This is a genomic window from Methyloceanibacter sp. (genome assembly GCF_050728395.1).
GTDB lineage: Bacteria > Pseudomonadota > Alphaproteobacteria > Rhizobiales > Methyloligellaceae > Methyloceanibacter.
Genome location: NZ_JBOHJB010000004.1, coordinates 12,391 through 31,507, shown reverse-complemented (window position 1 = coordinate 31,507; position 19,117 = coordinate 12,391). Strand labels below are relative to the sequence as shown.

Genomic DNA, 19,117 nt, shown 5'->3' with positions numbered 1-19,117 from the left:
AGAGGCTTGCAGGTTCCGATTCAAAAATTCAATCGGCGAGAGGCGGCAGTTCCGGCCAGCCATAGGCCGAAGCGGCGCGCTTGATCAGGGCTTCGGCAAGCTTTGAGCCATTGTCGGAGTTGGTCATGACCACCAGGCCCTGGCCGCTCGCCGGGTAAAGGATGAGATAACCCTGATAGCCGGCATTTTGGCCGCGTTTCATCAGCACGAGGGAGGCGCCGTCGCCGGCAATTGCGGCGCCGAGGCCATAAGGGCCGCCATTCTGGGGCGTCAGCATCTCCTCGAGCGTCTGCCGGCGCAGGAAGATCGAGGAGAGGCCCTGCCAGGTATCCGCAAGCTGCACCAGGAGCTTGGCGAGGTCGGTCGGCGTCGACCACAGCCCGGCGGCGGCGTGCTCGGGGAACACATGAAAGCGTCCGGGCAGCGCCGCGCCGTCGCTGAAATGGCCGCTCGCGGCTCTTCCGGCGAAAGCCGCGCTCGGCGGCTGGTCGAAGCTTGAATCGGTCATGCCAATCGGATCGAGCACGAGGTCCTGAATGAGCTGCGGGAACGGCTTTCCCGTTATGTCCTGCATCAGGGCTTCGGCGATCTCATAGCCGCCGCCGGAATAGCGATAGGCACTGCCGGGAACCGCGATCACCGTCACCGGCGGCGAGTTTGCCGGCGTGGTGCCGTCGAGAATTTGCCTGAGCGCAGGCAGGGGCGCCCCTGCCTCGTAGCCGAGGAAGCCCGGCACGCCGATGCCGCCGGTCATGCTGAGCAGCCCGCGCAAGGTGACCTTGTGGGTCGCATCAAAAGAATTGCCCGGCACCTTCCACGAGGTGAGCTTGTCGTTCACGTCCTGGTCGAGCGCGAGCGTACCGCTCTCGACGAGCCGCATGGCGCCGACGGCGGCGACGAATTTCGAGAGCGACGCCGCCTGATATAGAGTCTCGGGCGTCGCGTCCTTGCCATAGGCCCGGGCAAAGGCGATGCGCCCCTCATCGATCAGGGCGATGCTGGCGGAGGGAATGTGGAGCAGCTTGAGCGCCTCATCGAGGCCGGCGTGGCGCTCCTCGCCCTGCACCGTGACGACGAGGTCGCTCTCGATGGCGCTCGGCTCGGCCGCCTTTGGCGCGCTCGATCCAGGCGAAAGCATTGCGGTGAAGAGCAAGCCCAGGAACAGGGCACGTCTCGGCATCCTCATCCTCGCACCCTATTCACGCCTCCTCACGCGGCCCGTCGGCTCTCGCGGGCGAGCGCCGCGATCTCATCGCGTACCCAGTTGTGGCATTCGTCGCGATCGTAGCTCGAATGCCAGAGGAGACGCACCGGGAATGAGACGGAATCGATCGGCAGCTTCACGCGGGCAAGGGCAAACTGCTTCTCCAGGATCGACGCAAGGGAGGTTGGCAGCGTGAGCAGCGCATCGCTGTTGAGCGTGAGCAAGAGCCCGGCAAGCACCGAAGGAACCTGCGCCGAGACGAAGCAGGCGACCTTGAGCTTGGCGAGCTCGCGATCGAGCAGCTCGATGGTGGGGAGCGCGCTCACCGCGATGTGGTCGCTCGCGGCAAAGGTCCGTGCATCAGGTTTCCGCTCGCTCAAGCGGTGGCCGGAGCGGGCAACGGTCGCGAGCCGGTCGTCATAGAGCTTGAGCACGCGGATGTCAGGGGCCGGCAGCGGCATCGCCTCGATGTCGATGGCGAAATGGCAGCGCCCCTGGCGGAGCGCGTCGATGGTCTCCTCGCCCTGGCCCGGCATCCAGCCGACGCGCACCGACGGAGCCGATGCCTCGAGCCGCCGCCTGAGCGGCTGCACCAGAATCAGATCGCCGACCTCGCTCGCGGTCATGGCGAAGTCGCGCTCGGCGTCGCGCGGGTCGAAGGGCTTGGCCGGACGGAGCAGGCTCTCCATGCCGGCGAGAATCACATGGACGGTGGGAGCCAGCTCCTGCGCCTTTGCCGTCGGCACGAGCCGCTGGCCGGCGCGCACGAACAGCTCGTCGGCGAAGATTTCGCGAAGCTTGGCAAGGGCATGGCTGATGGCTGAAGCGCTTCGCCCCAGACGCTCGGCGGCCCGGGTGACGCTCGCATCCACGAGCAACGCGTCGAGAATGACGAGCAGATTGGCGTCGACCTCTTTCAGATGCATGATTTGAAATAATTCTGCTGAAAAGATTTCACTACGTGCATGTTAGCTCGTGAGCTAGGTTTTTTGCAAGGATTCCGGCTCGCGGGACGGGACCCCGAGGCGCAATCGGCGACCCCCGGATGCGCTTCCTCATTCTCAACCTTGCGACGGTCCGAGGGCTTAAGACCAAAGACCGTCGCACCCTTGTTCCAAGGTCATGGGCTTTTTCCCTCATCGATTGGGATAGGGGCTCGACGGCCGAAGTGCCTACGCTGAAGGGGTGCACATGTTTCGGATTGATTCGCTTGCCAGGCCGGCTGCTCTCCTTGCGCTCGGCATTTGTCTCGGGCTCCCGCCGGCAGCCGCCGAGCCGAGCGTCAAGGACACGAGTGTCAAAGATGCGGGTGTCAAGGATGTGCTCAAGACCTACACCGACATTGCCGCGGCCGGCTATGCCGACTCTGTCGCCACGGCGAAGACGCTGCAGCTCGCCGTCAACCAGCTTCTCGCCAACCCGACCGACGAGACCATGCTCTCCGCCCGCGCCGCCTGGGTCGCCGCGCGCATCCCCTACATGCAGACCGAGGCCTTCCGTTTCGGCAACAAGATCGTCGACGATTGGGAGGGCAAAGTGAATTCCTGGCCGCTCGACGAGGGCCTGATCGACTACGTCTCGGGCTCCTACGGCACCGACTCTCCCGAGAACGAGCTCTACGCTGCCGATGTCATCGCCAACACCTCGCTGACCATCGGCGGCAAGAAGCTCAACACCTCGAAGATCACCAAGGAGCTGCTCGCCGACAAGTTGCAGGAGGTCGGCGGAGTGGAGGCGAATGTCGCCACCGGCTATCACGCCGTCGAGTTTCTGCTCTGGGGCCAGGACCTGAACGGCACCGGCCCGGGCAACGGCAATCGCCCGGCGAGCGACTACAACACCAAGAAATGCACCGGAGGGCACTGCGATCGGCGCGCGCAATATCTCCGCGCCACCACCGACTTGCTTGTCGACGACCTTGCCTGGATGGCGGCGCAATGGGCCCCCGGCGGCGAAGCGCGCAAGACCATTGAGGATGGCACCGCCGAAGCCGGTCTCGCCGCGATCCTCACCGGGCTCGGCAGTCTGTCTTATGGCGAGCTTGCCGGCGAGCGCATGAAGCTCGGCCTGATGATCCACGATCCGGAGGAGGAGCACGATTGCTTCTCCGACAACACGTTCGCCTCGCACTATTTCGACGCCCTCGGCATCCGCAACGTCTATCTCGGCCGCTACCGCCGCGTGGACGGCTCGGTGGTGCAGGGCCCGAGCGTGTCGGACCTCGTCAAGGCGAAGTCGCCTGAGATCGATAACGAGGTCAGGGCCAAGATCGAATTGACCATGGACGCCATGGGCGAGCTCTATCGCCGCGGCGTCATGGTCGAGTCCTACGACCAGATGATCGGCGAGGGAAACGAGGTGGGCAACGCGACCGTGCAGAAGGTCGTGGACAGCCTGCTCAACCAGACCAAGGAAATCGAGCGTGCCGTCGCCGCCCTCGATCTCAGCAGCATCAAGTTCGAAGGCTCGGACAGCCTCGACGATCCGAACAAGGTGAAGGAGGAGAACAAATCCGCCGGCGTGTCGGCACCGGCCAACGCGCAATAGGTGGACTTAGGACCTATTGCGGGCGCAAGCTTCATATGATGTTATAACATAACAGAGCGCAAAGGGGGCCTGGATCGAGAGGCCCCGAAGCGAAACGAACGAACTGACGTGAGAACGAAAGCCAGTTGGGGGGCTGAAATTATGAAGAGACCAGAGATCCGGCCATTGCTGGAGGCGCGCCGAAGTCTGCGGGCCATGGCACTTGGCGGCATGCTTGCCGCCTGCCTCGCTGTTATGCCGGGCGTGGCGCGGGCGGATTGTGACGTTCCTGACAACGGCATCCCCGAAGAGACCCTGCTGTCGAAGCTCGGCCCTGGCTGGGCCAGTCTCGGTGGCCTGCGCCCGGCCCTTGCCAAAGGCGGCATCGGCATCAGCGCCACCTATTACGGTGAGGCCTTCGTCAACAGCGGCGGGTTCAATCAAGGCGGCAAATATGACGGCGTGCTCGACGTCGCCATCGATGCCGACCTGCACAAGCTCGGCTTTTGGAAGGGCCTCTGCTTCCACACCAATGGTTTCCAGATCCATGGCCAGAGCATCACGGCCGACAACATCGGCAGTCTGATGCCGGTGAGCAACCTCGAAGCGACGCCCGCGACGCGCCTGTTCGAGCTGTGGCTCGAGCAGCACATGTTTGGCGACAAGCTCGCCGTACGGTTCGGCCAGCTCGCCGCAGACGCCGAGTTCGTGATCTCCGAAGGCGGCGGCTTCTTCTTGAACGGCACCTGGGGCTGGCCGTCGATCACCGCCGCCGATTTACCGAGCGGCGGTCCGGCCTATCCGCTCGCCACGCCCGGCGTCCGCGTCGCCGTCACGCCAAACGACAATTTCCAGCTTCTGGTCGGTCTCTATAACGGCGATCCGGCTCCGCCTTGCGCGAGCGACGATCCGCAGGTGTGCAACAACAACGGCCTCGATTTCGAGCTCGACGACCCGCCGCTGCTCATGGTCGAGGGCGCCTATAAGTACAATCAGGAGCGGCTCGCCGGACAAGTGAAGATCGGCGGCTGGAACCATTTCGGCGATTTCGAGCACCAGCGCTTCACTGCCGGCGGCAATCTGATCGCCGCGACCGGACTTCCCGGCAAGCCACTCGATAATGATTGGGGCTTTTACGGCATCATTGACCAGCTCATCTGGCGCCTGCCGGGAAGCGAAGACCCCAAGGGCGTGGCGCTGTTCGGCCGTGTCATCGGCGCCCCGTCCGACCGCAACCTCGTCGACTTCTATGCCGATGGCGGCATCACCTTCTCCGGCATGATCCAAAAGCGGCCCGACGATTCCTTCGCCATCGGCGTCGCCTATACCGGCATCTCCAACCAGGTGCACGGCTTCGACATCGACTCAGGCTCGCCGGTTGCGCGCAATTACGAGGCGCTGCTCGAGATCTGCTACACTATGCAGCTTGCCACAGGCTGGACGCTGCAGCCTGACTTCCAGTACTTCTGGCAGCCAGGCGGCAATGTGCCCGACGAAGATGGCAGAGGCGCCGTGGAAAATGCCGCGGTGTTTGGGGCACGTTCCACCATGAGTTTTTGACGAAGTCAGGGTCTGACGTAGGCCGATTGCGCGCAAACCGTTCCAAGTCCCGCTGTCGCGTTGTCCCAGCACTGTGCGGAGCATCGCCGAAGCCAACCCTGTCGCGTAAGCTCTCGCTCGCCGCGCTGATCCTGCTTGGCGGAAGTCTGCCGCTCATCGCCGGCGCGTGGGAGAGTCTTGGCGCGGGCACTGATGCGAGCGTCCCCGGCCTCATGAAGCCAGCCACGGATTTCTCCAAGATCGAGGATGGCGAGGACAAGCCGGGCGGCGGCGCAACCTCCAAGGCGAGCGTGACCAACGCCAACGCCTTCTCCGCCTCCTCAGGCAACATGGATTTCAAGCGCGAGCTCGACTTCAAGATCGGCAACGCCATCTTCCGCAAGAACTGGGTCTCGGCGCCGGCTTCGACCGACGCCTCCGACGGGCTCGGGCCCTTGTTCAATTCTCGCGCCTGCCAAAACTGCCATCTGAAGGACGGCCGCGGGCACCCGCCCCTCACCAAGGGCATCCCCGACGACAGCCACTCGATGCTCATGCGTCTTTCGGTCCCAGCCAAGACCGATGAGGAAAAGGCGAAGCTCGCCTCCCATCGGCTGAACTCGATCCCCGAGCCGACCTATGGCGGCCAGCTGCAGGACCTCTCCATTCAGGGTCACAAGGCCGAAGGCCAGATCAACATCGACTACAAGGAGAAGGCGGTGAAGCTTGCCGGCGGAGAGACGGTGCATCTCAGGGTGCCTGGCTACAGCATCGTCGATCTCGGCTATGGGCCGCTTGCCCCGGACACCATGATGAGCCCGCGCGTGGCGCCGCCGATGATCGGGCTTGGCCTGCTCGAAGCCGTGCCCGAGGAGCAGATCCTCGCCAACGCGGACCCCGGCGATGCCGATCAGGACGGCATCTCCGGCAAGCCCAACCAGGTCTGGTCGCGCGAACAGAACAAGGTCGTGCTCGGCCGCTTCGGTTGGAAGGCCGGCGTGCCCAGCATCAACCAGCAGGCGGCTGAGGCCGCCAACGGCGATATCGGGCTTTCCACCATGATGATTCCGGCGCCATCAGGCGACTGCACCGAGAAAGAGAAGGATTGCCTCGACGCGCCGAACGGCAATTCGCCACAATATCAGGACGTCGAGCTCGGCGACGACCTGTTCAAGCTCGTGGCGTTCTATTCCCACAACCTTGCCGTCCCGCCGCGGCGCGATCCCGCGGACCCCAAGGTGCTGAAGGGCAAGGAGCTGTTCTCTTCGATCGGCTGCGCGAGCTGCCACAGGCCGAAATTCGTGACCGGCGAAGCGCCCGGCCAGCCGCATCTCTCCCACCAGTTGATCTGGCCCTACACCGATCTCCTGTTGCACGACATGGGAGAAGGGCTCGCCGACAATCGCCCCGATGGCGAGGCGTCAGGCAGCGAGTGGCGCACGGCGCCGCTCTGGGGCATCGGCCTCACCGAGACGGTCAACGGCCATACGCTGTTTCTGCATGATGGGAGGGCGCGGTCCCTTACCGAGGCCATTCTCTGGCACGGCGGCGAGGGCCAGCCCTCGCGCGACAAATTTGCCAAGCTCTCCAAAGAGGACCGGGAGCGCCTGATCGCTTTCGTGAGTTCGCTGTGACCAGCGCTGGCTCCAAAGCTGCTCAATGGCTCCCGCTCCCCCCTTGTGGGGGAGCACGACCGCTCTTTGAGCGGTCGGAGGGGGGTGAACCACTGTGCATGATCCTCGCTTCTGACCCCCCTCCCTACCCTCCCCCACAAGGGGGGAGGGGGCGAAACATTGCCCACGCAGTAATTGTTGCGATTCTCTGTTTGAGCGCGGATACCCCGGTCCAGGCCGAGGCGGATCACGCTGTCATCGCCAAGGCCTCGCTCGAGCAGTACATCAGGCCTGGCTACGCGCATCTCGCCGACAGCACGGAGGCCCTGAACCAATCGGTCGCGGCTCTTTGCCGAACGCCGTCAGCCTCGGCGCTGAGAGATACGCAGAACGCCTTCGCTGCCACGGTGGAAGCCTGGAGCCTGGTCGAACCCATCCGCTTCGGTCCCGTGGCCGAACAGCATCGCTACGAGCGCATCTTCTATTGGCCCGACCCCAAGGGCCTCGGGACGCGCCAGATGCGCGAGGCGCTCGGCAGGCAGGACCAGAGCGTGACCGAAGCCGCGTCGCTCTCCGGCAAGAGCGTCGCGCTGCAAGGCCTGCCGGCGCTCGAATATCTGCTCTATGGCGACGACGCCGGCACGCTGGCGAAGGGCGGTGGCGCAGCTACCTTCCGCTGCCGCTTCGCCGAGATCATCGCCGGCAATGTTGCCGGCATGGCCAAGGACATCGCCGCAGGCTGGCAGGATGGCGCGGCTTACACCAAGGCCTATCTCGATCCGGGTCCCGCCAACAGCGCCTACCATACACAAAAAGAGGTGACGCTCGAGCTGTTCAAGACCTTCGCCACCGGTATCGAATTGGTGCGCGATCAGAAGATGGCGAAGGCTCTGGGCCCCAAGCCGGAGCAGGCAAGACCGCAGCTTGCCCCCTTCTGGCGGAGCGGCCTGAGCTTCGCCAACATGGCGGACAATCTTCTGAGCGTGCGCGAGCTGTTCGCCAAAGGCGGCTTCGCCCAAGTGGTGCATGACGACACCGCTGGCGTGGAGGATTCGATCGTCTTCGACCTCAACCACGCCATCGAGGTGTTGCGTGGGCTGGACAAGCCGATCACGCAAGCCGTGCACGACGAGGACATCCGCGCCAAGCTCGAAGCCTTGCGCGTATCATTGAAGGCTGCCGCCACCACCGCCGGAGACATGATCTCGCGCGGCGCCGGTCTCACTTTCGGTTTCAATGCCATGGACGGAGACTGAACATGATGGTCGACCGCCGTGAGCTGCTCATCGGCGCGGCATCGAGCGCCGCTTGTCTCGCGCTCCCTTGGCACGGGGCAAAGGCCGCTCGCAGCGAAGAATTGTTCGCCGCCGCGCGCCGCGACGATCGCGGCACCTATTCCGCGGCATTGTTCTCACTCGATGGCGGCGATGTCCGCGCGATCGAGCTTCCTGAACGAGGCCATGACATCGCGCTTCGCCCAGGCTCAGGCGAATGGGTGGCCTTTGCTCGCAGGCCGGGCCGCTTCGGCGTCGCCGTGCCGACCGACGGGCGGCAACCAGTCTGGTTCAATTCGAAGCCAGACCGGCATTTCTTCGGCCATGGCGTCTACTCGGCCGACGGCAGGCTGCTGTACACCACCGAGAACGACTACCAGAACGCGCAAGGCATTATCGGCGTGCGCGACGCGACCGACGGTTATCGCCAGATCGGCGAGTTCCCGGCGCGCGGCATGGAGCCGCATGACGTGGCGCTGCTCGCCGACGGCCGAACCATGGTGATCGCCAATGGCGGCATCAAAACCCACCCCGACTCCGGCGGAGACGAGCTGAACCTTCCCGACATGAAGCCGTCGCTCGTCTATGTCGATCTTGCCACCGGCGATCTTCTCGAGGAGCACACGCTCGCCCCCGAGCTGCACCAGCTTTCCATCCGTCACCTGGCGCTTGCCGCGAGCGATACGGTGGTGTTTGGCTGCCAATATCGCGGGCCTGAGGCCGATGCACCGCCGCTGCTCGGCTTTCACCGGCGTGGCGAGCGGCTGGTGATCGTGCCGGCGCCCGCCGACACACAGACCGCGCTCAAGAACTATGTCGGCTCGGTGTCGGCCGACTCAGGCGGCACTATTGTCGCGGCCTCGGCGCCGAAAGGCGGCCTGATCACCTATTGGGACGTGGCCGGCCGGCGGTTTCTAGGCTCTTGCGAGCTGAGTGACGGCTGCGGCATCGCGCCCACCAGGCACAGAGCAAGCTTCCTCCTGACCAGCGGGCAGGGCTGGCTGGTCGAGACCGATGTGACCGACGCGCCCGATGAGGACCGCCGCTCTTCGCCTTACGAATGGGACAATCACGCTATCCTGGTGCGCTAAGAGCCACTGCTACCGCTAAACGCAGGGCGAGGGCCTATTCTCACCTTATTTCTCGGACTAAGCTCGGCCCCGCGACCCCGCGTCATGGCTAAGCGTTGCTGCCGGCCATTCACGTCATCCGCTTCGGCACCTACATAGACGGGAAGTGGGGCGCGCGTTCCCGGCATGACATTGCCGCAGTTTGGGTCCGCTCTCTCGGCGGATTGAGCCTGATGCGAATGAAACTGCTGCTCAAAATCGGCGCGGGCGTCGTAGCCCTTCTGGTGCTCGCCCTGGTCGCCTTCAACCTGCTCATATCGGCCACTGCGGTGCGCGATCGGGTGGCGGCGCGCGTCAAGGAGCAGACCGGCCGCGAGCTGACTGTCAATGGCTCAAGCTCGGTCCTGCTCATGCCGAGCCCGCATATCGTTCTCACCGATGTCGAGATCGTCGATCCTGAGAACCGGGCAGGGGCGGATCTGAAAGTGGCGCGGCTTGCGCTTGATGTGAGCTTCGGCCAACTGTTCAGCCGCGAGGTCGATGCCAAGCGCGTGGTCATGGAGCGCCCGGTGTTCACCGTGCGGCTCAAGCCGCAATCGGGCAAGGAGCAGCAGGGCGACGCCGGCTCGCGGCCTGAGAAGCACGCCGCGGCGCAGCTCCCTATCATCGCCGCTGGTGCCGCGTTCGCCGCCACCCGCCACGACATCAGGCTCGATGACGTTGAGATCGAGGACGGCACGGTCCGCATCATCTACGACGAGAACGGGGCCGAGCGGCGTATCGAAAAGATCAACGCCAATTTGAGCCTGCCCCATCTCGTCGACCCGCTCACCGCCAAGGGCGACTTCGACTGGAAGGGCTTGCGCGTCGGCTTCGACCTCAAGCTGACCTCGCCAGCCGATCTCGAGACGCGTTCGGCAAGGCTCGAGCTTGCGCTCGATACCGACGCCATCGACGCCAATTTCGGCGGCACTGTCGCAACCAAGCCCGCCTTCTCCGCCGAAGGCGACCTCACCGCCAAGTCGCAGTCGGTGCCGTCGCTGCTCGCCTGGCTGCGCAAGCAGCCGGCCACCGAGACGGCGGTCGGTAGCGGCGAGCTGTCGAGCCACATCACCTGGCAGCCCGGGGAGATCTCCTTCACTCAGGCGCGCTTTGCGCTGAGCCATGCGACCGGGCAAGGCCAAGCGGTCGTCACGCTGAAGAGCCCGAGGCCGCATCTCCGCGCCGCGCTCGCGCTCGAAACGCTCGACCTCAACCCGCTGCTCGCGTCCAGCGGCGCCCAGGCAGCGCGGCAAGCGGCATCCGAGCCGGCCCAGCCCGCGTCGGACAGCGCAGCCCCTGCCGAGCCGGGGGCTTCGACCGGCGCCGGAGAGAAAGGCGACAATGAGCGCGCCACGACCCGGAGCGGCGAGGCGCAGGGAGAGACCGCCCAATCGCCGGAAGCCCCCTCTCCCACGGCAGATCGGGCCGCCGCCCCGAACGTCACGCCGGCGGCCTTCGACGCCGATGTCAATGTCAATGTGCACGAGACCAAGATCTCGCAGATGACCATCGGACCGAGCTCGGTCAGCCTGACGTTGCGCGACGGCGTGCTCGACGCCACCTTGGCCGGCATGCAGCTCTATGACGGGCAGGGCAGCGGCAAGTTCACCCTCGATGCCTCAAAGCCGATCCCGACCTTTGCCGGCAATCTCTCGCTCGACGGCGTGTCGGCGCAGCCGCTGCTCAACGGCGCGGCAGGGTTCAATCTGCTCGCCGGCAAAGCCAAAGTGGCTCTGCAACTGAGCGGCACCGGCGGCAGCGAAGATGAAATGAAACATTCGCTTGCCGGGCAGGGCAGCATCGAGATCAGCGACGGCTCGATCGAAGGCATCAATCTGACCGAACTGATCCAGGGCGTAGGCGCGGGCCAGATGCCGAATCTGGAGCAGGGCCCAGGCGCCAAGACCACGTTCAGCTCGCTCGGCGGCAGCTTCAACATCGCGAGCGGCGTTGCCGAGACCCACGACCTCGAGATGACGAGCCCGCTGCTCAAAGTCACCGGGCGCGGCACCGTCGACGTGGTGACGAGCAGCCTCGATTTCCTCACTCAGCCTGAGATCGTTGCCGGACCTGAAGGCAAAGGCGGAGCGAATTCGCTCGCCGGCCTCTCCATCCCGGTTCGCATCGAGGGGCCGTTCGACCGTCCGACCTTCAAGCCCGAGATCAAGAGCATGTTCTCGAACCCCGAGCAGGCGTCGAAGACCATCAACCAGATCGGCGACGTGCTGCAGAAGAAGCTCAAGGGCAAGCCGGTGGGCGAAGCCATCGGCCGGATCCTTGGCGGCGTGCGCGTCGGCAACGAGCGCGGCAATGGCGGTGGCGGGCAAAACGCCAAGCCGCCGGCAAACCAGGAAGAGCCCGATGAGGAGGCGCCGCCGGAGGAGAGCGATCAGGGTCGCGACCCCGACCTCGACAACATCCTGCGCTGAGCCCTCGACCCTCCTTGGGGCCTCCTAGAGCCGTGCGAAATCTTAACCCTTCCGGCCAATTCTGACAGCTGAGTCAAGTTCGAACGAGTTCCGCGAGGGGCCCGGGGGTCGTCGTTCATGTTCGTTGCGCTGCGCGGCGTTGCCGTTATGGGCTTGTGCGTTGCCGTCTCCGCCGGCGCGGGCAGCGGCGTCGTGGCGCGCCAGCCCCACGTTGCCGACGACGCCCCCCATGACGGCGTGGCCCGCGCCCATACCATGCCGGTGCAGGGCGTCGACGTCTCCAATTGGCAGGGCGACATCGACTGGAACAAGGTGCGCGCCTCCGGCACGCAATTCGCCTTCATCAAGGCCACCGAAGGCGGCGACTATCTCGACCCGAAATTTGCCCAGAACTGGCAGGCCGCCAAGCGCGCAGGAATCCCGCGCGGCGCTTACCACATGGTGTTCTGGTGCCGCCCCGCCAACGAGCAGGCGCTGTGGTTCATCCTCAACGTGCCGGACGATCCCGATGCGCTGCCGCCGGTGCTCGATCTCGAATGGAACGGCCATTCGCGCTCGTGCCCGAAACGGATCCCGGCCAATCTCGCGCTCGAGAAGGTCAAAATCATGCTCGAGGTCATGGAGGCGCACACCGGCAAGCGCCCGATCATCTATACCGATGTCGCGTTTCACCGCGAGGTGCTGGACGGCGAGCTGCCCGGCTACAATTTCTGGCTGCGCTCCGTCGCCGCCGAGCCGAAGGAGATCTACCGGAACCGGCCTTGGCTGTTCTGGCAGTTCACCACCACAGGCTCCGTGCCCGGCATCGACAAGCCGGTCGATCGCAACGTGTTCAACGGCACGCCGAAAGATTGGCTTCAGGTGCTACCGGCGCGGGCACCAAAGCAATCGGCGGGCAACACGAATTGAGACTCACTAAACTTCCGCCGGCGATGGTTACTGGATGCCCGCCTGCGCGGGCATGACAATGAACGGCTAGAGCATGCCTTTGGCCGCCACTCTGCGGCACACGTCCTCGACGCTTGCCCCACGAAGCAGATGCCAGACCGACCGCCGCTGTACCCCGATCAGCGGCTTCGGCCAGTCCACGGTGATTGCTTCAGCTTGCCCTCCGCTTTGGCCCAAGCCGAGCGGCTTTAACAGCTTGCTCGGTGACGGATTGGGCTCTGGCGGCTCAGCCGGCGGCACGGAATATTCCCCGCCCCATAACAGCACGCAAGCGCGATCGGGCACGGGATCAGCCGGCGGAGGCTCGATCCTCGCGCTCAACGACAGCGCCCGCGCCGCAGTCAGATAGATGGCGAGATTGCCGGCATCGCGCGGCGACAGCGTCACGAATTGCGCGGTGCCGAGGCCGCGCCGCGAGAGCTCGTCGGCGAGCCGCGCGTAAGGGAGGAGGTTGGTCGCTTCCGATCGTCCCGGCACCACATGGAAGCTCGCGAGCTTGACGACAAAGATGACGAGAGCCACGGCGAGCGAAAGGATTGCCAGCCTCTGGGCAAAACGCTGTTCCTCCACGCGTTGCGCGAGGAGGCCGGCGAGCGCGAGCGCGGCGAACAGAGAGAACGGGAAGAGGTAGTGGATGGCGAACCGGCTGATGCCGAAAAGTGCGCCGCTCGTTGTAAACGCGACGAGCAGCAGTGCGGCCATCAGCGCCAGCGTCGCGATCGCCGTGAGGCTCGCGAGCCTGATGGCTACCGCGTGAGACAGCGTCGGCGGCGACGGCGGCGTCTTCGGGAACCGCCAGGCGAAGAACAGCACGAAGGCGATCCACGGCAGAAACACGAGCGGGATGCCGGTGAGGAAGGCGGCGATGCCCTGAACCGCCTGGTCAAGCGACAGCTCGCGGCCTGAAGGCACGGTGCGGCGGCCGATGAGAGCGGGATCGATCGTGGCGAGCCACAGCGCGAAAGGCAGGATCGGCAGCGCTGCGCCGGCGAGCGCGAGCAGTGTGCGCGGCTCCCGATAGATCCTCCGCGTCTCCGGTGTAACGGCGAGCGCCACGCCAAGGCTCAAGACCACGAGCAGGAAGCTCCATTTGGCCATGAGCCCAACGCCGGCGACGAGGCCGAGGAGGAGCGCCAGCCGCGCCGTGAGCCGCTCGGCATAGGCGAGGGCTGCGATGAACAGGGCGAGAGAGCTTGCGAGCAGCGCGAGCGTGTGGGAGACGCTGTGATGGATTTCCCAGCCGAACCAGAAGAACAGCACGAGCGAGAGGGAAAAGGCGGCGGCAAGGCGCGCACTCGCGACCATGCGGAGGAGCGCCAGGGTGAACAGAATGCCGGTGGCTGCAATCAGGCTGTAGCGCAGGATGAGGTAAGACAGCGGGCCAGGACCTACGAACTGCCGGACTGTCCACAGCAGCCATTCATAGAGCGGCGGGTTGCGGAGCTGATAGCCTCCGGCGAGATGGCCTTGCAGGAGTTCGGCGGCGAGCGCGTCCTGCAGGGTGCGCCCCGGCGAAGCGGCCCAGAGCATGAGCACGAAGGCCAAGCACCAGAGCAGCCAGAAGGCTACCACCCCCCTGGTCGTCAGCATTTGGCCGGCAAGCTTCTTCATCCCGCCCTTCATCGCCCGCTCGTGGTCTTTATACACGCCGGCAGACAAGCGTCCCGCGCTTGCCTATAAGGGCGCCCATGCCGAAACCCGTCCCAAAGAAGAAATCACCTTCAAGAGGATCCACACCACGAAGTGGTCCGAAGATCGGATTCGTCAGTTTGGGCTGCCCCAAGGCGCTGGTGGATTCCGAGCGCATCATCACCAAGCTCCGCGCCGAGGGCTACGAGCTGTCGGCGAGCTATCAGGGCGCCGACGCCGTGGTGGTGAACACCTGCGGTTTTCTCAACAGCGCCAAGGAGGAGTCGCTTGCGGCCATCGGCGAGGCCCTGGCAGAGAACGGCAAGGTCATCGTCACCGGCTGCCTTGGCGTCGAGCAGGACCGCATCCGCGCGGCGCATCCCGGCGTGCTCGCCATCACCGGCCCTCATCAATATGAGGCTGTGGTGGAGGAGGTGCATAAGGCCGTGCCGCGCCCGCACGATCCCTTCCTCGATCTCTTGCCGCCGCAAGGCATCAGGCTGACGCCCCGCCACTACGCCTATTTGAAGATCTCGGAGGGCTGCAACAACAAATGCAGCTTCTGCATCATCCCACATTTGCGCGGGCGGCTCGCCAGCCGGCCGATCGGCGATGTGATGCGCGAGGCCGAAAGGCTGGTGGCGGCGGGCGTCAAGGAGCTGCTCGTCATCTCCCAGGACACGAGCGCCTATGGTCTCGACATTGGCTATGCCAAAAGCGCCTGGCGCGGCGAGGAGCGCGAGGCGCGGTTCCTGAGCCTGGCCGAAGCGCTTGGCAGTCTCGGCGCCTGGGTGCGGCTGCATTACGTCTACCCCTATCCCCATGTCGATCGGGTCCTGAAGCTGATGGCCGAGGGGCGCGTGCTGCCTTATCTCGACATCCCGTTCCAGCATGCAAGCCCGCGCGTGCTCAAGGCCATGCGGCGGCCGGCGCATCAGGAGAAGACTCTGGATCGCATTCGTTCCTGGCGGAGGGCCTGCCCGGATCTTGCCATCCGCTCGACCTTCATCGTCGGCTTCCCCGGCGAGAGCGAAGAGGACTTCGGACTTCTGCTCGATTGGCTGACCGAAGCGCGGCTCGCCCGCGTCGGCTGCTTCAAATATGAGGATGTCGACGGCGCCGCTTCCAACGCTCTTCCCGGCCAGGTGCCGCAAGAATTGAAGGAGGAGCGTTACGCGCGGCTGATGCAGCATCAGCAGGCGATCAGCGCCGGCGTGCTTGCCGAACGGGTTGGCAAGACCATCGAGATCATCGTCGATGAAGTCGATACCGAGGGCGCTATTGCCCGTTCGGCCTGGGACGCGCCTGAGATCGACGGCAATGTCTACCTCAACGGCGAGGCGGGCTTGAGCGCCGGCGACCGGGCGCGCGTCGCGATCGAAGCATCCGACGAATACGATCTGTGGGGCACCGTTGTCCAGAAGGCTGCCCGGCAAACGCCAGAACGCGCCCGCGCCTAAAGGCCGTCCGGCAACCTTTTGTTAAGCCAAGCAGGAAATTTCCGCAGCGATTTACCCGCCGCTAGCCGGTCTTCGCCACCATATCTCCCGGTGCGCGCGACACGCCCGGTTCGGACGGTCGCGCGGGGAGGGCGTGATGAACCGATTGGTCCAGTTGTTCTCGAAAAACGACGCCGACAATCGCGCGGTCGAGTATGGCGTCATCGCCGCCGGTCTCGCTTTGGCACTTGTGGCCGTGCTCGCCCAGCTCGGCGGCGCGCTGACCACGGCGCTCTGAGGGCTTTTCGTCAGCCCGCCTTCCGCGACCTGATCTCGGCCTCGGCGCCTTCCGTCCACTCGGCCATCTCGGGCAGTGCAAGCAGGGTCTCGGCATAGGAAGCGGCGGTGCCGTCGTCGCCGAAGGCAGCGAGATCCACGCCGTAGGTGCGGAAGCGGGTCGCCACCGGCGCATACATGGCGTCGGCTGAGGTAAAGGCGCCGAATAGGAAGGGGCCGCCCGCACCATACTTCGCCCGAGTCTCGCGCCAGATCGCCACGACGCGGCCGATGTCGCTGGCAAGCTCCTCGCTTAACGGCGGGGCCGGCAGCCGCGCAAGCAAGTCCATGGACATATCGTTGCGCAGGGTGACGAAGCCCGAATGCATCTCGGCCGAGATCGAGCGCGCGCGAGCGCGGGCTTCGACCTCGCGCGGCCATAGGTGCAGCTCTGGATGGCGCTCGGCGAGATATTCGAGAATGGCGAGGCTGTCGAACACGACCAGCCCGTTCGCCTTGAGCGCCGGAACCTTGCCCGAAGGAGAATGACGCAAGATCGCTTCCCTGCTCTCAGGCTGGCGCAAGCGGATGCGTTCCTCGGCGAAGGGGATGCCGCAATGCTTCATGGCGATCCAGGGCCTCAGGCTCCAGGAGGAGAGGTTCTTGTCGCCGATGAAGAGAGTGTAGCCGTGCCCGGACATGATCCCGCCTTGCGCCATTGTCATTGTGGCGCACCCCTGCCATTAATGCGGCCCGCCATCAAGCCCCGTTCCGATCGTTGCTCCATGTCGACCAGAACCTTGCCGAGATCGCGCCGTGACTTGGGAGAGCTGCTGCTCGAGCGGGGAAGCGAGGCCCTTCCGATCTGGTTCGTCGCCGCCAAGGACGATGCGCAACTGAAAGCGCTGACCGCAGTCCAGCGCAACTGGCTCGAAGCGCGCGGCTGGTCGCCGAAACCAGGCGCCGTCCTGCTCCTGCCCGATGAAAGCGGCGGCATCGCCGGCGCACTGCTCGGCACCGACGGCGAGGATTGGGCTGAACATTCGCCGCTGCTTCCCGGCGCGCTGCCGGGCGCGCTCCCTCCCGGCGATTATCGCTTCGCCTCGAAGCTTCCCGATCCCGAATTGGCGACGCTTGCCTGGCTTGCCGGCTCCTACCGCTTCGGCCGCTACAAGACCGAGAACAACGGCAAGCCTAAGCGGCTGGCGCTGCCGGACGGCGTGGAGCGGGCGGCGGTGCTGGCACTCGCCGAGGCGCTCTATTTCGGCCGCGACCTCATCAACATCCCGGCCAACGATTTCGGCCCTGCCGAGCTCGAAGCCGCGGCTCGCGAGATCGGCACCGAGCATGGCGCCTCCATCAAGGTGACAGAAGGATCGAGCCTGCTTTCCGACAATTTTCCCATGATCCACGCCGTCGGCCGGGCGAGCGACCGGTCGCCGCGGCTGATCGATCTGCGCTGGGGCTCGGAGCGGGCCCCAAAAGTCACCATCGTCGGCAAGGGCATCTGCTTCGACACCGGCGGGCTCGACATCAAGCCTGGAAGCGCCATGGCGCTGATGAAAAAGGACATGGGAGGGGCCGCCGCTTCGCTCACCTTCGCCCATCTCGTCATGCAGTCGAAGCTTCCATTGCGCTTGCGCGTGCTGATCCCCGCCGCCGATAATTCGATCGCAGGCAACGCCTTCAGGCCTGGCGACGTGCTGCGCAGCCGGAACGGCATGACGGTGGAGATCGGCAACACCGACGCGGAAGGCAGGCTCGTGCTCGCCGATGCGCTGAGTCTCGCCGACGAGGAGGCGCCGGACTATCTCATCACCATCGCCACGCTGACCGGCGCCGCTCGCGTGGCGCTTGGCCCCGACCTGCCGCCGCTCTACACCAACGATGAGGAATTGGCGGCGGGGTTGCTCGCGAGTGGCTTAAGCGTCGGCGATCCGCTCTGGCGCATGCCGCTCTGGGCGCCCTACGACAAGCTCATCAAGAGCAACATCGCCGATGTGAACCACATCGCCGAGGGCTCCCATGCCGGCTCGGTCATCGCCGCGCTGTTCCTGAAGCGCTTCGTCACCGACGCCAAGCGCTTTGCTCATCTCGACATTTTCGGCTGGGTGCCGCGCGAGCAGCCTGGACGGCCGCAGGGCGGCGAGCCGCAAGGGGCTCGCGCGCTGTTCGCTTATTTCCGCAAAGAATTCGGGCCGTGACCAGCGGCGTGCTGCTAGACCCGCGCCGCCACGCCTATCGCGCAAGCTTGGCCGCTGAGTCCCTGCGCGGCCAGGTGGTCGCGCCGTGCTACGTTGAGGGAGTACGCCGCCAGGTCGAGGTGCCGGCGCTCCCCTTGCGCCGCGAGCCGCGCTTCGATGCGATCCTCGATACCGAAGCGTTGTTTGGCGAGACCCTCACTTTGTTCGACGAGAGCGAGGGCTGGGCCTGGGTGCAGCTCTCGCGCGACGCCTATGTCGGCTACCTGCCGAGCGAGGGCCTGACCTCCGCGGTCGGGACGCCGACCCATCGAGTCGCCGCATTACGCACCTATGTCTATGCGAGCCCCGACATCAAGACGCCGCCGCTCGCGCTGTTGAGCCTGAATGCGCTTCTCTCGGTAGCGGGCGATGAGGGCAGATTCCTGGCGCTCAAGTCGGGCGGCTTCGTCATCGCCGCGCATGTGCGCAAGCTGGACAAGCCGGCGCGCGATTTCGTCGATGTGGCGCTTGGCTTTCGCGGCACGCCCTATTTGTGGGGCGGGCGCACCAGCCTCGGCGTCGATTGCTCAGGCCTGGTGCAGCTCGCCAGCGAGGCGGCCGGGCTTCCTTGCCCGCGCGACGCCGACATGCAGGCGAGGGAAATAGGCCGCCCGCTCGACTGGCAAGGCGGCGGCGCATTCACTCGCGGCGACCTTGTGTTCTGGGACGGCCATGTCGGCATCATGACGAGCGGGCGAGACCTCGTTCATGCGAGCGCCTATCAGATGATGGTGGTGGAAGAGCCTCTGGCCGAAGCCCGCGGGCGCATCGCCGCGGCGAAAGGTGGCGAGATTATCGGCGTGAGGCGCCCGGCTGGCTTGTCAGGCATGGTGCGCTAGCGTCGTCACGCTAGTGCAGCACGCCGAACAGCCAGAGCAGAATGAT

Annotated in this window: 15 protein-coding genes; 11 read left to right on the top strand and 4 right to left on the bottom strand. The window is 65.3% G+C overall.

All coding sequences use genetic code 11. From position 1 onward, the window contains the following. Positions 1 to 28: 28 nt before the first annotated feature. Together ACREC7_RS01660 and ACREC7_RS01655 are read right to left on the bottom strand one after the other, a co-directional pair. Positions 29 to 1,180, bottom strand: a complete 1,152-nt coding sequence (locus ACREC7_RS01660) for a serine hydrolase domain-containing protein (RefSeq protein ID WP_431553948.1) — start codon at positions 1,178 to 1,180, stop codon at positions 29 to 31. 29 nt (positions 1,181 to 1,209) lie between these two features. Continuing rightward, positions 1,210 to 2,130 carry a LysR family transcriptional regulator gene (locus ACREC7_RS01655; protein WP_431553947.1) on the bottom strand — a complete coding sequence of 307 codons (921 nt, stop codon included), beginning with the start codon at positions 2,128 to 2,130 and terminating at the stop codon, positions 1,210 to 1,212. A gap of 265 nt (positions 2,131 to 2,395) precedes the next feature. Between ACREC7_RS01655 and ACREC7_RS01650 the strand changes: the two genes are divergently transcribed. The 7 genes from ACREC7_RS01650 (at position 2,396) to ACREC7_RS01620 (ending at position 12,606) form a co-directional block, all read left to right on the top strand. Beyond that, complete coding sequence (locus ACREC7_RS01650; RefSeq protein WP_431553946.1) at positions 2,396 to 3,751, top strand: imelysin family protein; 1,356 nt, start codon at positions 2,396 to 2,398, stop codon at positions 3,749 to 3,751. 141 nt (positions 3,752 to 3,892) lie between these two features. Continuing rightward, the gene (locus ACREC7_RS01645) at positions 3,893 to 5,290 is read left to right on the top strand and encodes a carbohydrate porin (protein ID WP_431553945.1); all 1,398 of its coding nucleotides are present in this window, start codon (positions 3,893 to 3,895) and stop codon (positions 5,288 to 5,290) included. A 26-nt stretch (positions 5,291 to 5,316) separates the two neighbouring features. Then, entirely contained in the window at positions 5,317 to 6,903 is a 1,587-nt protein-coding gene (locus ACREC7_RS01640; protein ID WP_431553944.1) for a di-heme oxidoredictase family protein, read from the top strand. 191 nt (positions 6,904 to 7,094) lie between these two features. Further along, on the top strand, positions 7,095 to 8,138 hold the full coding sequence (locus ACREC7_RS01635; RefSeq protein ID WP_431553943.1) for an imelysin family protein: 1,044 nt from the start codon (positions 7,095 to 7,097) through the stop codon (positions 8,136 to 8,138). Between the two features lie 2 nt (positions 8,139 to 8,140). Next, the gene (locus tag ACREC7_RS01630; RefSeq protein WP_431553942.1) at positions 8,141 to 9,247 is read left to right on the top strand and encodes a DUF1513 domain-containing protein; all 1,107 of its coding nucleotides are present in this window, start codon (positions 8,141 to 8,143) and stop codon (positions 9,245 to 9,247) included. 212 nt (positions 9,248 to 9,459) lie between these two features. Beyond that, entirely contained in the window at positions 9,460 to 11,697 is a 2,238-nt protein-coding gene (locus ACREC7_RS01625) for an AsmA family protein (protein WP_431553941.1), read from the top strand. Between the two features lie 117 nt (positions 11,698 to 11,814). Then, complete coding sequence (locus tag ACREC7_RS01620) at positions 11,815 to 12,606, top strand: glycoside hydrolase family 25 protein (protein ID WP_431553940.1); 792 nt, start codon at positions 11,815 to 11,817, stop codon at positions 12,604 to 12,606. Positions 12,607 to 12,672: 66 nt separating this feature from the next. On the opposite strand, the gene ACREC7_RS01615 is transcribed toward ACREC7_RS01620, so the two are convergent. After that, positions 12,673 to 14,256, bottom strand: coding sequence for a hypothetical protein (locus ACREC7_RS01615; protein WP_431553939.1), 1,584 nt, complete (start codon positions 14,254 to 14,256; stop codon positions 12,673 to 12,675). A gap of 77 nt (positions 14,257 to 14,333) precedes the next feature. On the opposite strand from ACREC7_RS01615, the gene rimO reads away from it, so the two are divergent. After that, on the top strand, positions 14,334 to 15,734 hold the full coding sequence (rimO, locus tag ACREC7_RS01610; RefSeq protein ID WP_431553938.1) for a 30S ribosomal protein S12 methylthiotransferase RimO: 1,401 nt from the start codon (positions 14,334 to 14,336) through the stop codon (positions 15,732 to 15,734). 136 nt (positions 15,735 to 15,870) lie between these two features. Then, positions 15,871 to 16,011: a Flp family type IVb pilin gene (locus ACREC7_RS01605; protein WP_424390799.1), complete on the top strand. Its 141-nt coding sequence runs from the start codon at positions 15,871 to 15,873 to the stop codon at positions 16,009 to 16,011. Positions 16,012 to 16,021: 10 nt separating this feature from the next. On the opposite strand, the gene ACREC7_RS01600 is transcribed toward ACREC7_RS01605, so the two are convergent. Further along, the gene (locus ACREC7_RS01600; protein WP_431553937.1) at positions 16,022 to 16,690 is read right to left on the bottom strand and encodes a glutathione S-transferase family protein; all 669 of its coding nucleotides are present in this window, start codon (positions 16,688 to 16,690) and stop codon (positions 16,022 to 16,024) included. A gap of 84 nt (positions 16,691 to 16,774) precedes the next feature. Between ACREC7_RS01600 and ACREC7_RS01595 the strand changes: the two genes are divergently transcribed. Further along, positions 16,775 to 18,193, top strand: coding sequence for a leucyl aminopeptidase family protein (locus ACREC7_RS01595; protein WP_431553936.1), 1,419 nt, complete (start codon positions 16,775 to 16,777; stop codon positions 18,191 to 18,193). Then, positions 18,190 to 19,071, top strand: a complete 882-nt coding sequence (locus ACREC7_RS01590) for an NlpC/P60 family protein (protein WP_431553935.1) — start codon at positions 18,190 to 18,192, stop codon at positions 19,069 to 19,071. The genes ACREC7_RS01595 and ACREC7_RS01590 overlap by 4 nt, the downstream gene beginning before the upstream one ends. Positions 19,072 to 19,117 lie beyond the last annotated feature (46 nt).

What these genes read in the sequence shown, in the direction of transcription:
- ACREC7_RS01660 (WP_431553948.1), bottom strand. Translation starts at nt 1,180, where the DNA reads ATGCCGAGACGTGCCCTGTTCCTGGGCTTGCTCTTCACCGCAATGCTT.
- ACREC7_RS01655 (WP_431553947.1), bottom strand. Translation starts at nt 2,130, where the DNA reads ATGCATCTGAAAGAGGTCGACGCCAATCTGCTCGTCATTCTCGACGCG.
- ACREC7_RS01650 (WP_431553946.1), top strand. Translation starts at nt 2,396, where the DNA reads ATGTTTCGGATTGATTCGCTTGCCAGGCCGGCTGCTCTCCTTGCGCTC.
- ACREC7_RS01645 (WP_431553945.1), top strand. Translation starts at nt 3,893, where the DNA reads ATGAAGAGACCAGAGATCCGGCCATTGCTGGAGGCGCGCCGAAGTCTG.
- ACREC7_RS01630 (WP_431553942.1), top strand. Translation starts at nt 8,141, where the DNA reads ATGATGGTCGACCGCCGTGAGCTGCTCATCGGCGCGGCATCGAGCGCC.
- ACREC7_RS01625 (WP_431553941.1), top strand. Translation starts at nt 9,460, where the DNA reads ATGCGAATGAAACTGCTGCTCAAAATCGGCGCGGGCGTCGTAGCCCTT.
- ACREC7_RS01620 (WP_431553940.1), top strand. Translation starts at nt 11,815, where the DNA reads ATGTTCGTTGCGCTGCGCGGCGTTGCCGTTATGGGCTTGTGCGTTGCC.
- ACREC7_RS01615 (WP_431553939.1), bottom strand. Translation starts at nt 14,256, where the DNA reads ATGAAGAAGCTTGCCGGCCAAATGCTGACGACCAGGGGGGTGGTAGCC.
- rimO (WP_431553938.1), top strand. Translation starts at nt 14,334, where the DNA reads ATGCCGAAACCCGTCCCAAAGAAGAAATCACCTTCAAGAGGATCCACA.
- ACREC7_RS01605 (WP_424390799.1), top strand. Translation starts at nt 15,871, where the DNA reads ATGAACCGATTGGTCCAGTTGTTCTCGAAAAACGACGCCGACAATCGC.
- ACREC7_RS01600 (WP_431553937.1), bottom strand. Translation starts at nt 16,690, where the DNA reads ATGTCCGGGCACGGCTACACTCTCTTCATCGGCGACAAGAACCTCTCC.
- ACREC7_RS01595 (WP_431553936.1), top strand. Translation starts at nt 16,775, where the DNA reads ATGTCGACCAGAACCTTGCCGAGATCGCGCCGTGACTTGGGAGAGCTG.